Here is a 12,011-nt window from a genome sequence, read left to right on the forward strand (position 1 = left end):
GACTCCTTTAGTTCCTCGGCCGGCCTGGGATGGCGGCCAGCAGTTCCTGCGTGTAGGGGTCGCGCGGGTCGTCCAGGACGCGGCCGGCCGGGCCGGACTCCACCAGCCGGCCGCGCCGCATGACGCCCACCCGGTGGGCGACGAGCGAGACCACCGCGAGATCGTGCGAGATGAACAGGTAGGTCAGGCCGAGCTCGTCCTGCAGCGTCCGCAGCAGGTCGAGGATCTGGGCCTGGACGGAGACGTCCAGCGCCGACACCGGCTCGTCGCAGACGATCAGCTCCGGTTCCAGCGCCAGCGCCCGCGCGATCGCGACCCGCTGCCGCTGGCCGCCCGACAGCTCGGCGGGCCTGCGGTCGAACGCGCCGGCGGGGAGGGCCACCGCGTCGAGCAATTCGGCGGCGCGGGCGCGCCGCTCGCGGCGGGTGCCCACCCCGAACGCCTCCAGCGGGTCGGTGATGATCCCGCCGACGGTCAGCCGGGGGTTCAGCGAGACGTAGGGGTTCTGGTAGACGACCTGCATCCGGCGGCGCAGCGCGCGCAGCCGGCGGCCGCGCGCGGCGGTGACGTCCTCGCCGCCCAGGACGATCCGTCCCGCGGTGGGGTCGGCGAGCCGCAGCACCATCCGCGCCGTCGTGGTCTTGCCCGATCCGGACTCGCCGACCAGCGCGAACGTGCGGCCGCGCGGGATCGCGAAGCCGACCCCGTCGACCGCGGTGATCTCGCCGCCGCCGGCGGCCCGCGGCGCCCGGAACCGCTTGACGAGGCCCTCGACGACGACGTGGTCGTCGCGAGCGGCCTCAACGGGCCCGCCCGGTCCGGCGGGCTCGGCGGGCTCCGGCTCGGTGACGCGGGCCGGCCGGACGCGCAGGCTGGGCGCCGCGGCGATGAGCCGCCGCGTGTAGTCGTGCCGCGGGTCGCTCAGCACGTCGCGCGCCGCGCCCTCCTCCACGGCCCGGCCGCCGGACATCACCACCACGCGCTGGGCCCGCTCGGCGGCGACGCCCAGATCGTGGGTGATCAGCAGGACGCCGCTGCCGGACGCCTCCGACAGCTCGGCGATGTGGTCGAGGATCCTGCGCTGCACGGTCACGTCCAGCGCGCTGGTGGGCTCGTCGGCGACGATGAGGCGCGGCTCGGCGACGACGGCGATCGCGATCAGGACCCGCTGCCGCATGCCGCCGGACAGCTCGTGCGGATATTGCATGGCCCGCACCTCGGGATCGGGCAGTCCCGCGTCGGCCAGTGCCGCCACGGCCTTCTCCCGCGCCTCCCGCCGCCCTGCCAGTCCGTGCACGATCAGCACTTCGGCGACCTGGTCGCCGATCCGCTTGACCGGGTTCAGCGAGGTCGACGGGTCCTGCGGGACGAGCCCGATTTCCCGTCCGCGCAGGGCGCGGGAGCGCCGCGCGGAGAGCCCGAGCAGGTCCTCGCCCGCGTACCGGACGTGCCCGCCCGCGATCCGGGACGCCGCGGGCAGCAACCCGACGACGGCGTGCGCGGTCGTCGTCTTGCCCGATCCGGACTCGCCGACGACGGCGACGGTCTCACCGGGCGCCACGCTCAGCGACACGTCCCGGACGGCGTGCACGATCGAGCCGCCGGCCAGGCGGTAGTCGACCGACAGGTTCTCGATCTCCAGCAGGGCGCCGCTCATCGGCCCTCTCCCCCCAGGGCGCGGGCCACGCGGTTGGCGGCCAGGACGGTCAGCACGACGACGACGCCGGGCAGGGTCGTCAGCCACCACGCGGTCGCCAGCGAGTCGCGGCCGGAGGAGATCAGCGAGCCCCATTCGGGATCGGGCGGCCGGACCCCGTAGCCGAGGAAGCTCAGCGACGACACCGCCAGGATCGACACCCCGAACTGGAGCGCGCCCAGCGCCAGCACCGGCCCGATCGAGTTGGGCAGGACGTGCCGCAGCAGCACCCGGCGCAGGGTGTTCCCGGAGGCCCGCGCGGCCTCGACGAACACGCTCTCCCGGACCCTCAGCACCTCGGCGCGCATCACCCGCGCGCAGTTGGCGATGCCGGCGAAGCCGACGGCGAGGGCGACCTGGGCGGTCCCCGAGCCCAGCAGCGCGATCAGGGCCAGGGAGGCCAGCATGTTCGGGATCGACAGGATGACGTCGACGGCCCGCATGATGATCGTGTCGGGCAGCCGGCGGAAGAACCCGGCGACCAGCCCGAGCAGCGCCCCGGCCACCAGGCCGAGCAGGGTGGCCAGGAACGCGGCCCGCAGCGAGGGGTCGGCGCCGTGCACGACCCGCGAGAGCAGGTCGCGGCCGAGCTGGTCGGTGCCGAACAGGTGGTCGGCCGACGGCACCGACAGCTTGGCGGCCGGTTCGGTGGCCAGCGGGTCCGCCGAGGTCAGCGCGGCCGGGACCAGCACGGCCAGCAGCACCAGCGCCAGCCAGGCCAGCGACAGCGCCAGCGCCGGCCCGGGCCGCCGCGGGGCCCGCCACCGAAGGCGGTGCCGGCCGCGCCGCGCGGGCGCGCCGACCGGCTCGGGCGGCGCGGCGGGCGTGGCGATCCGGTCGCCGGCCTCGCGCAGTTCCAGCTCGCTCATCGCGCCGCCACCTCCACCCGCGCCGCGATCTTGGGACGGGCCGGCCGCCCGACCTGGCCGACCCTCGGGTCCAGCACCGGGTAGACGAGGTCGACGGCCAGGTTCACCAGCACGAAGATCAGGGCGCCGAGGATCACCAGCCCCTGGACGACGGGCAGGTCCTGGTTGGTGACCGCGTCCACCGTCACCCGGCCGAGCCCCTGCCGGGAGAAGACGGTCTCGACGATGACGGCTCCGGCGAGCAGGTTGCCGACCAGCAGGCCGAGCATCGTCACCGTGGGCAGCGCGGCGTTGCGCAGCGCGTGCCGGAAATGGATGCGGGCCCTGCTCGCGCCCTTCGCGTGGGCCGTGGCGACGTACCCCTCCCGCAGGGTGGTCTCCAGGCTCCTGGCCAGCAGCTGAGCCAGCAGCGCCCCCGTCGGTACGGCCATCGTCACCGCGGGCAGCACCAGGCTCTCCCAGCCCTTGTTCCCGATGGGCGGCAGCAGGGGCCAGTGGAAGGCGAACAGCTGCAGGAGCAGCAGCCCGACCCAGAACGGCGGCAGCGCCACCCCGACCGGCGGCAGCGTCAGCAGCAGCCCTTTGAGCCGGCGTCCCCGCACGTAGGTGGCCAGCACCGCGATGGCGCCGCCGACGAGGACCGAGGCGGCCAGGCTGACGGCCGCGAGCTGCAGCGTCGCGGGCAGCTGGCCCCCGAGCAGGCTCCCGACCGACTGGCGGCTCTGCATCGAGCGTCCGAGGTCGCCCTGCAGGACGTCGCCGAGCTTGGCGGCGTACTGGACGAGCAGCGGCCGGTCGAAGCCGAACTGGCGCCGGACGGCCTCCAGCTGCTCGGGCGTCAGGTTGGTGTTGGGCCCCGCGACGACCTTGGCGGGGTCGGAGGGCAGCGCGTACAGCACGAAGAACGACAGGGTGAACGCCGCCCACAGGACGAACGCTCCCTGCAAGACGCGGCCGCAGATGTAGCGAAGCATCGGCTGCCTCCCTCCCGGGGCCGGCGGCCCGGCCCGATGGTCGACGACGTCGCGCAGCGCCGATCGGATCAGCGCTGGATCGACTTGATCTCCAGGAACTCCTCGAACCCGTACCGGCCGTACTCCCTGCCGATGCCGGACTCCTTGTAGCCGCCGAGCGGCGCGCGGGGGTTGAACGGGGCGCCGTTGACGTCGACCTGCCCGGTGCGCAGGCGGCGGGCGACGCGCTCGGCGCGGCCGGGGTCGGCCGAGGACACCGCGCCCGAGAGCCCGTACCGGACCCCGTTGGCGATCTCGACGGCCTCGTCCTCGGTGCGGTAGGCCAGGATGGACAGCACCGGGCCGAAGATCTCCTCCTGGGCGATCCGCATCCCGGGCCGCACGCCGGAGAACACGGTGGGCCGCACGTAGAAGCCGCGGTCGAGGCCGCCGGGCGCGCCGGGGCCGCCGGTGAGGAGCCGCGCCCCCTCGCCGGCGCCGGTGCGGATCCAGCCCTGGACGCGCTCCCGCTGCGCGGCCGAGGCCAGCGGCCCGAGGTCGGTCCGCTCGTCGAACGGGTCGCCGACGACCAGGTCTCGCACGACCTCTGTCACCCGCTCCTCGATCTCGGCGAGGCGGGCCGCGGGGACGAGCAGGCGGGTGAGCGCCACGCAGGTCTGGCCGGAGTTGCCGTAGGCGCGGCGCACCGCGTTCAGCACGGCCGCGTCGAGGGCGTCGCCGTCCAGGTCGTCGAGCAGGATGTTGGCGGACTTGCCGCCGAGCTCCAGCGCGATCCGCTTCACCGTCCCGGCGCCGAGGGCCGCGACGCGGCGCCCGGCGGCCGTGGAGCCGGTGAAGGAGACCATGTCGATGTCGGGACTGGCGGCCAGCGCCTCGCCCGCCTCGGGCCCGGTCCCGGTGACGAGGTTGAACACGCCCGGCGGGAGCCCGGCGCGGTCGAGCGCCTCGGCGAGGACGAAGGCGTCCAGCGGCGCGACCTCGCTCGGTTTCAGCACGACGGTGCAGCCCGCCGCCAGCGCGAACGCGACCTTGGCGATGCTCTGGTGGAGCGGGAAGTTCCACGGCGTGACGCAGGCGACGGCCCCGGCCGGCTCGCGGACGACCAGCGAGTGGCCGATCTCCTCGTCGGCGACCCCGGCCCGGGCCAGCCGCGCCGCCTCGCGCAGGTTGCCGATCGGCAGCTCGACCTGGACGGCCCGCGAGTGCGCCAGCGGCATCCCGGTCTCGCGGGTGATGAGCTCGGCCAGTTCGGCGGCGCGCCCGGTGAGGTGCTCGGCCGCGGCCTCCAGGGACCGGGCGCGTTCCTCCCCGGTGGTGGCGGCCCAGCCGGTGAAGGCGTCGCGGGCCGCGCGTGCGGCGCGCTCGGCGTCGGCGGCGGTGGCGGCGGGCGCGGCGCCGATGGCCCGCTCGTCGGTGGAGTCGATCACCTCGATCGTCTCGGCGGTGCCCGGCCCGGTCCAGGCGCCGTCGATGAACAGGCGGTCGTGCCGGAGGGTGGCGGTCATCTCACTCGCCCTCTTCGGCGGGCTCGCCGAGCGAACGCACGTGCGGCAGCACCTCGGCGGCGAACAGCTCCAGCGCCTCGGCGGCCCGGTCGGGCGGCGCGCCCAGCAGGATCGGCTGGTGGATGTGCCGGGTGAAGGAGCCCTCGGCGTGGGCGCGGCGGATCTCCGCGACGATGTTCTCCGGGGTGTCGACGAGCAGCAGCCGGTCGGCGAGCTGCTCCCCGGTGAAGCCGCCGGGGAACTGCTGCCCGGCCTCGTCGTACCAGGCCTGCGCGGTGGCCATCATGGCCCGTGCCAGCGGGCGCAGCCACACCCGGTCGCGTTCGGGGTCGCGGGTGGCGAACAGCCACGGCTTGCTGGACGCGGCGATCGGGGGCCGGTCCACCGGCTTGCCCAGCTCGTCCAGGGCGGCCAGGTAGGTCTTGCGGGCGTGCCACTGCGGGGCGCCGCTGGCCAGCCAGCCGTCGCCGATCCGCGCGACCCGGCGCAGCGACCGCTCGGCCTCGGCCGCCGCGATCCACACCGGGATCGCGGCGCGGTCGGGCCGCGGGCGGCAGCGCACGTCCTCGAAGGCGAAGTAGCGGCCGGAGAAGGAGAACGACTCCTCGGTCCAGCACCGGCGCAGGATCTCGACGGTCTCCTCCAGCCGCCCGGCGCGCTGCCGGTGCGGCACGCCGAGGGTGTCGAACTCGCGGGCCCGGTAGCCGAGGGCGGCGCCCAGCAGCAGCCGTCCGCCGGAGATCGCGTCCACGACCGCGCAGTCCTCGGCGAGCCGGATCGGGTGGTGCAGGGCGGGGATGGCCGCGTTCGTCCCGATCTCGACCCGCGAGGTGACGGCCGCGATCGCCGCCGCGGCGGCCAGCGGGGAGGGCAGCCATCCGTCCTCGACGAAGTGGTGCTCGCCGACCCACACGTCGTCGAACCCGAGCTGCTCGGCGAACCGGATCTGCTCCAGTTCCTGCGCGTACACCCGCGCCATGGACCGCTCGTCGCCGGCCGGCCTCCTGAAGAGGTACTGCACGCCGAATCTCATCGCCCGTCCTCCGTGGGTCGAAGCTGGGGGCCAGGACGGCGCCCGGCCCAGGGAAGCGCCTGTTCGAGCTGCGCGGCCAGGCGCACGAGGAGGTCCTCGCGCCCGTAGGCCGCGACGAACTGCACGCCGACCGGCAGCCCGCCGGGCGTCTCGTACAGCGGGAGGGACAGCGCGGGCTGCCCCGTCGCGTTGAACTGCGCGGTGTACTGGTGGACCTCCCGCACCCGCAGCCGCCCCTCGGCGGGGTCGGCGAACCAGCCGAGCGGCGGCGGGGTGCCGTTGAGGACGGGGGTGACGAGCACGTCGAACCCGCCCGGGGCCCACCAGCCGGCCATCCGCCGTTGGAAGGCGTGCATCCACTCCACCGTCTCCACGTACTGCACGGCCGACATGTCGCGGCCGAGCGGGACGAGCGCGTTGTTGGGCACCTCCAGCTCGTCGTCGGCGATCGGACGGCCCAGGCGCCTGCCCCACCCGGCCATCTCGGCGGCCAGCGACGCCGCGGTGAGGCTGAAGAACCGCACGGAGAAGTCCGGGGCGTCCAGCGCGGGCGGGTGGTCGTAGGAGACCCGGTGGCCCAGCTTTTCGAGGAGGACCCCGGTGTCCTTGACCGCCTGCGCGGTCACCGGGTCGGCCGGGACGCCGTCGACCGGCGGGTGGTCGAGCAGGCCGACGCGCAGCGGGCCGGGGTCGGCGACCACCTCCCGGACCAGCGGACGGGCGAGGGCCGGCGCTGCGAACGGGTCGCCCGGCTCGGGGCCCGACAGCACGTCCAGCACCGCCGCCGTGTCCCGGACCGACCGGGTGAGCACCCCGTCGGCGGTCGCGCCGATGCCCCAGGCGGCGCCCGCGGGCGCCTGGCTGATCCGGGCGCGGGTCGGCTTCAGGCCGACGAGCCCGCACATGCTCGCGGGCATGCGCAGCGAGCCGCCGCCGTCGTTGGCGTGCGCGACCGGTACCAGCCCCGCGGCCACCGCCGCGGCCGACCCGCCGGACGATCCGCCGGGCGAGCGCCGCGGGTCCCACGGGTTGCGGGTCGGCCCGTAGGCCAGCGGTTCGGTCGAGGCCCCGGAGCCGAACTCCGGGACGTTGGTCCGGCCGATCAGCACGAACCCCGCCGCGCGCAGCCGCCGCACGACCGCTCCGTCGTGGCCGGCGCGCCACCCGGCCTCCTTCAGGAACCGGGCGCCGTTGTGGGCGGGGTCCCCGGCCGAGGGCGTGTAGAGGTCCTTCACCACGATCGGGACGCCGCGGAACGCTCCGTCCGGCAGCGGCCCGGACGCCTCCTCGATCGCCCGGTCGAACCGCTCGTGGATCACGGCGTTGAGGTCGGCGTGCGTCGCGCGCACCCGCTCGACGGCGGCCTCGACCAGCTCGCGCGGGCTCACCCGGCCGTCGCGGACCAGCTCGGCCTGGGCGGTGGCGTCGAGCCAGGGATCGGTTCCGGTCGCGGTCATGGGGCCACCGCCTCGGCCGCGAGCCCGGCCCGCACGGCCGGGACGACCTCGGTCGCGAACAGCTCCACCGACTCGGTGCAGCGCTCGACGGGCACACCGAGGATGTTGGGCGTGTGGATGTGGTGGGTGTAGGCGCCCTGCCGGTACGACTCCAGGATCGCCGCGGTGACGTTCTCCGGCGTGTCCACCAGGAACAGCAGGTCGGTGAGCTGCTCGACGCTCAGGCCCCCGGGCAGCGCCTGGCCCGCCTCGGCGTACCAGCGCTCGGCCGTCCGGGTCTGCTCCACGGCGGCGGAGCGCAGCGCGTGCCGGTCGCGTTCGGGGTCGCGCGTCACGAAGATGTAGGGCCTGCTGGACGCGGCGATCGGCGGGTTCGGCCCGTCCTTGCCCAGCTCGGCGAGGATCTCCAGGTAGCGGGCGCGGGCCTCCGGGCGGGGCGCGCCGCCGCTGAGCCAACCGTCGCCCAGGACGGCGGCCCGGCGCAGCGCGGCCGGCGCCTCGGCCGCGCCGACCCAGATCGGGATCGGCCGCTGTGCCGGCACGGGACGGCAGGCGACGTCGGCGAAGGCGTAGTGGCGCCCGGCGTGGGTGAAGCGGTCCTCGGTCCAGCAGCGGCGCAGGATGCCGACGGCCTCCTCCAGGCGCCCCGCGCGTTCCCGGTGGGGGATTCCGAGCACCTCGAACTCGCGGGCCCGGTAGCCGAGCGCGACGCCCAGCAGCAGCCGGCCGCCGGAGATGTCGTCGACGACGGCCGCGTCCTCGGCGAGCCGGATCGGGTGGTGCAGGGCGGGCAGCAGCGCGTTGGTCCCGATGCCGATCCGCCCGGTGGCCGCCGCGATCGCCGCGGCGGCGGTGAGGGGCGAGGGCAGCCAGCCGTCGTCGACGAAGTGGTGCTCGCCCACCCAGACGTCGTCGAGGCCGAGCGATTCGGCGAGCCGGATCTGCTCCAGCTTCGCCCCGTACACGGCGGACGCGGAGGTGCCCGGCGGGTGCCGGAAGAGGTAGGACAGCCCGAAGCGCAGGGTCATGACGACGGCTCGCTTCCCACGATCGACACGAAGCTGACGCACGCGCCGGGCTGGCCCCCGAGGTTGTGGGTGAGGCCGAGCGTGCGGCCCTCGGCGACGGTCGGGACCTGCCGGTCGGCCGGCGCCCGGCCGCCCAGCTGCAGCCAGCACTCGAACAGCATCCGCAGCCCGCTGGCGCCGAGCGGGTGGCCGAAGCTCTTCAGACCGCCGTCGGGGTTGACGGGCAGCTCGCCCGTGCGGTCGAACCGGCCGGCGAGCACGTCCTTCCATCCCTGGCCGCGGGGCGAGAACCCGAAGTCCTCCATGAGCACCAGCTCGGTCGGCGTGAAGCAGTCGTGCACCTCCGCCAGCGCCAGCTCGGCCGCCGGGTCCTCGATCCCGGCCTGCGCGTAGGCGTCGGCGGCGGACCGGACGGCCTCGTCGAAGGTCGTGTAGTCGTAGGTGTCGTCCATGGGCCCGGTGGAGGGCCCGGCGACGAACGACAGCGCCTTCACGAACAGCGGCCGGTCGGTGTAGCGGTAGGCGTCCTCCGCCCGGACGATGATCGCCGCCGCGGCGCCGTCGCTGACGCCCGAGCAGTCGTAGACGCCGAGCGCGCCGGACACGCGGGGGCTCTTCTTGATGACCTCGACCGGCACCTCCTTGCGGAACTGCGCGCGCGGGTTGAGGGCCCCGTTGGCGTGGTTCTTCCAGGCGATCCGCGCCAGGACGTCGCGCATCGGCCCGTCGTCCACGCCGTACCGGTTCTGGTAGGCGGGCACCAGCAGGCTGAACATCGAGGGCGCGGTGAGCGCGATCTCGGTGCCGTCGTTCGGCGGCTTCGGGCTGACCAGCCCGGAGTAGCCGGAGTCCTTGAGCTTCTCCGCGCCGATCGCCATCGCCACGTCGTAGGCGCCGGAGGCGACGGCGTAGCAGGCGTTGCGGAACGCCTCGCTGCCGGTGGCGCACAGGTTCTCCAGCCGGGAGACCGGCCGGTAGTCGAGTTTGAGGGCGCGCGACAGCGTCATCGACCGGCCCGAGCCGACGGTGCCCAGCCAGTACGCGTCGGGTTCGTCCGGCGTCATCCCGGCCGACTCCAGCGCCTCCCGCGCGGCGTCGATCAGCAGGTCGTCCACGCCGCGGTCCCAGTGCTCGCCGAACCGGGTGCAGCCCATCCCGACGATCGCCACCCGGTCCCGGATGCCCCGTGAGGCCATCTCAGTGCTCCTCTCCGCGAACGGGTCGCGCCTTCCAGAAGTAGTCGTGGACGCCGTCGGCGGTCGTGTGCAGCCGGCGGAAGGTCAGCTCCACCCGGTCGCCGACCCGCACCCGTTCCGCGTCGGCGTCGGTCAGCTCGCACTGCAGGCGGCCGCCGCCGTCGAGGTCGACGACCGCGACCACCACCGGCGGCGCGACCGAGTACGCCAGGTGGTCGACGGTGAAGGTGGTGATCGTCCCGGGGCGGCCGGCGAGCGGCTCGGGCGCCATCCGGTCGGCGGCGCGGCAGCGGCGGCAGACGCGCTGCGGCGGCAGGTGCCGGGCGCCGCAGTCCTCGCACCGGCCCGCGGTGAAGGCGAACTTCCAGTCCGCGGCGCGGTGGGACGGCGGCGCCGCCGGGCGGTCGGGGTCGGGGCGGCGGGGCGGCTCGCGGCGCAGCAGCCCCCGCCAGACGAGCATGTCCTGGTGCGCGACCGGGCGGCCGGGCAGCGCGCCGGCGACCGCCGGCCCCGGGGCCGAGCCCGCGAGCTCCCCGGCGCGCAGCACCACGCAGTCGGCGCCGTCGGCCAGGACGAGCAGCACGATCGCGTCGCCGGGCGCGGCCCGTTCGACCGCGTCGGCCAGCATGAGGTAGGGGTGCGCGGCCCCGGTGACGCCGACCGCGCCGGACCGGTCGTCGGCGACCGCCTCCGGACGGACGCCCGCGGCCCTGCGGGCGGCGGCGACGGCGCGGCCGTGCGGCCCGGTCACCAGCAGGTGGCCGACGTCGCCGCCGTCCAGCCCGGCCGCCTTGAGCCCCTGCTCCAGGGCCCGCGCGGCCAGCGGCGCGTACACGGCGGCGCCGAAGCGCTCCTCCCACACGTGCGGGGCCGCCTCGCCGGGCGTCCGCCAGCGGTCCAGGAACTCCGCGCTCACGGCGGCGGTCGCGACGACCTCGGCCAGGCACGGCCCGTCGGGCGCGAAGACCAGCGCGGCCGCGGCGTCGCCGCCGTCGCGCTCCTCGGCCGACCCGGGCAGCCCGGTGCGGATGTCGGAGGCGACGGCCAGGGTGGTGCGCCCGACGGCCGCCGCGTCGGCGGCGGCCCGGAACGCGCCGATCCCCGACCGGACCGAGCCGGTGAAGTCGTAGGCGGCGGCGTCGCCGTCCAGGCCGAGCGCGGCCAGGACGGCCGTGGCGTTGGTCCGGTCGGCGTAGGCGGGCGCGCTCGTGGAGAACAGCACGGTGCCGGGGAGGTGCCCGCCCGCACCGGCCAGCGCCGTCCGGGCGGCGGCGACGGCCATCGAGGTGGTGTCCTCGTCGTGGGAGGCCACCGCCCGGGTGCCGCGTCCCGCACCGATCGACGCCCGCTCGAGCCGGTGCAGGGGCAGGTGGACGCCGCGCGCGACGATCCGGGTCATGGCCTCCCCCACAGGTACTCGGCGACCGCGGTCACCGCGACGTCGCCGGTCTGCCGGACGCAGCGCAGCTCGGCGACCACGCGCACGGCGCCGTCCACCGGCGTCGCGGAGGTGACCGTGCCGGTGCAGGCCAGCACGTCGCCCGGCCAGACCCGGTCGGAGAACCGCAGCCGGAACCGGTGCAGGAAGGCGGTGCCGAGCCAGTCGGTGACGTAGGTGCCGAGCAGGCCGCCCTGGTACATCCCGATCGAGAGCACGGCGGGCAGCCCGGCCTCGCGGGCCCTGGCCTCGTCGTGGTGCAGCGGGTTGAAGTCGCCGGACGCGCCCGCGTACCGGACGATGTCGGTGCGGGTGACCGGGCCGAACACGCGCTCGGGACCGGCCGCGCCGGCCTCCGGCGCTCCGGTGGCGAGGCTCACGGCCGCTCCCCCGGGCCCGTCTCGACCAGCGTGCTGCGCTGCTCGGCGACCAGCCGTCCCGCCGCGTCGCGGAACTCCCGGACCACGACGGCGAGCCGCATCCGGTCCCCGTTCCGGCGGGTCTTCTCGGCGCGGCCGGTCACCTGGACGGTGACGCCCAGCCGGTCCCCGGCCCGCGGCGGGGCGGCGTGGAAGACGAACTCCTCCTCGCCGTGCAGCGTCCGGGCCGGGTCGAAGCCGAGGTCCCGGGCGATGTCGAGCGGCTCGTCGGCCCAGATCCGGCTCGCCGCGTTCAGGAACGTGGGCGGGGCGAGCGCGGCCGGGCCCGTGAAGTCCGGGTGGGACGACCGCGTCGCGAGCGCGAACTCGCGGATCTTCCCCCGCTCGATCAGGACGTCGAACATCTGTACCACCCCTTCGTCTGCCCCGATTCGA

The 12,011-nt window shown here is 75.7% G+C and carries 11 protein-coding genes; all 11 read right to left on the reverse strand.

The genetic code is table 11. The features are described 5' to 3' along the window. Positions 1–7 precede the first annotated feature (7 nt). The 11 genes from ACFPZN_RS17585 to ACFPZN_RS17635 all read right to left on the reverse strand — a co-directional run bounded on the left by ACFPZN_RS17585 (position 8) and on the right by ACFPZN_RS17635 (position 11,980). Complete coding sequence (locus ACFPZN_RS17585; RefSeq protein WP_378283063.1) at positions 8–1,657, reverse strand: dipeptide ABC transporter ATP-binding protein; 1,650 nt, start codon at positions 1,655–1,657, stop codon at positions 8–10. After that, positions 1,654–2,565: an ABC transporter permease gene (locus ACFPZN_RS17590; RefSeq protein WP_378283064.1), complete on the reverse strand. Its 912-nt coding sequence runs from the start codon at positions 2,563–2,565 to the stop codon at positions 1,654–1,656. Before ACFPZN_RS17590 ends, ACFPZN_RS17585 begins: the two co-directional genes overlap by 4 nt. Further along, positions 2,562–3,539 (reverse strand): ABC transporter permease, encoded by a 978-nt coding sequence (locus ACFPZN_RS17595; protein ID WP_378283065.1) that lies wholly within the window; start codon positions 3,537–3,539, stop codon positions 2,562–2,564. Before ACFPZN_RS17595 ends, ACFPZN_RS17590 begins: the two co-directional genes overlap by 4 nt. 68 nt (positions 3,540–3,607) lie before the next feature. Further along, entirely contained in the window at positions 3,608–5,044 is a 1,437-nt protein-coding gene (locus ACFPZN_RS17600; RefSeq protein ID WP_378283066.1) for an aldehyde dehydrogenase family protein, read from the reverse strand. Between the two features lies 1 nt (position 5,045). After that, complete coding sequence (locus ACFPZN_RS17605; RefSeq protein ID WP_378283067.1) at positions 5,046–6,077, reverse strand: LLM class flavin-dependent oxidoreductase; 1,032 nt, start codon at positions 6,075–6,077, stop codon at positions 5,046–5,048. Next, entirely contained in the window at positions 6,074–7,534 is a 1,461-nt protein-coding gene (locus ACFPZN_RS17610; protein ID WP_378283068.1) for an amidase, read from the reverse strand. Before ACFPZN_RS17610 ends, ACFPZN_RS17605 begins: the two co-directional genes overlap by 4 nt. Beyond that, positions 7,531–8,562, reverse strand: coding sequence for an LLM class flavin-dependent oxidoreductase (locus ACFPZN_RS17615; protein WP_378283069.1), 1,032 nt, complete (start codon positions 8,560–8,562; stop codon positions 7,531–7,533). The genes ACFPZN_RS17610 and ACFPZN_RS17615 overlap by 4 nt, the downstream gene beginning before the upstream one ends. Next, on the reverse strand, positions 8,559–9,758 hold the full coding sequence (locus ACFPZN_RS17620) for an acetyl-CoA acetyltransferase (protein ID WP_378283070.1): 1,200 nt from the start codon (positions 9,756–9,758) through the stop codon (positions 8,559–8,561). Before ACFPZN_RS17620 ends, ACFPZN_RS17615 begins: the two co-directional genes overlap by 4 nt. Before the next feature lies 1 nt (position 9,759). Beyond that, complete coding sequence (locus tag ACFPZN_RS17625; RefSeq protein ID WP_378283071.1) at positions 9,760–11,157, reverse strand: OB-fold domain-containing protein; 1,398 nt, start codon at positions 11,155–11,157, stop codon at positions 9,760–9,762. After that, positions 11,154–11,576 carry a MaoC/PaaZ C-terminal domain-containing protein gene (locus ACFPZN_RS17630; RefSeq protein ID WP_378283072.1) on the reverse strand — a complete coding sequence of 141 codons (423 nt, stop codon included), beginning with the start codon at positions 11,574–11,576 and terminating at the stop codon, positions 11,154–11,156. Before ACFPZN_RS17630 ends, ACFPZN_RS17625 begins: the two co-directional genes overlap by 4 nt. Next, positions 11,573–11,980 carry an FAS1-like dehydratase domain-containing protein gene (locus ACFPZN_RS17635; RefSeq protein WP_378283073.1) on the reverse strand — a complete coding sequence of 136 codons (408 nt, stop codon included), beginning with the start codon at positions 11,978–11,980 and terminating at the stop codon, positions 11,573–11,575. Before ACFPZN_RS17635 ends, ACFPZN_RS17630 begins: the two co-directional genes overlap by 4 nt. Between the last annotated feature and the right edge of the window lie 31 nt (positions 11,981–12,011).

The organism is Actinomadura rugatobispora, assembly GCF_042656285.1.
Classification (GTDB): domain Bacteria; phylum Actinomycetota; class Actinomycetes; order Streptosporangiales; family Streptosporangiaceae; genus Spirillospora; species Spirillospora rugatobispora.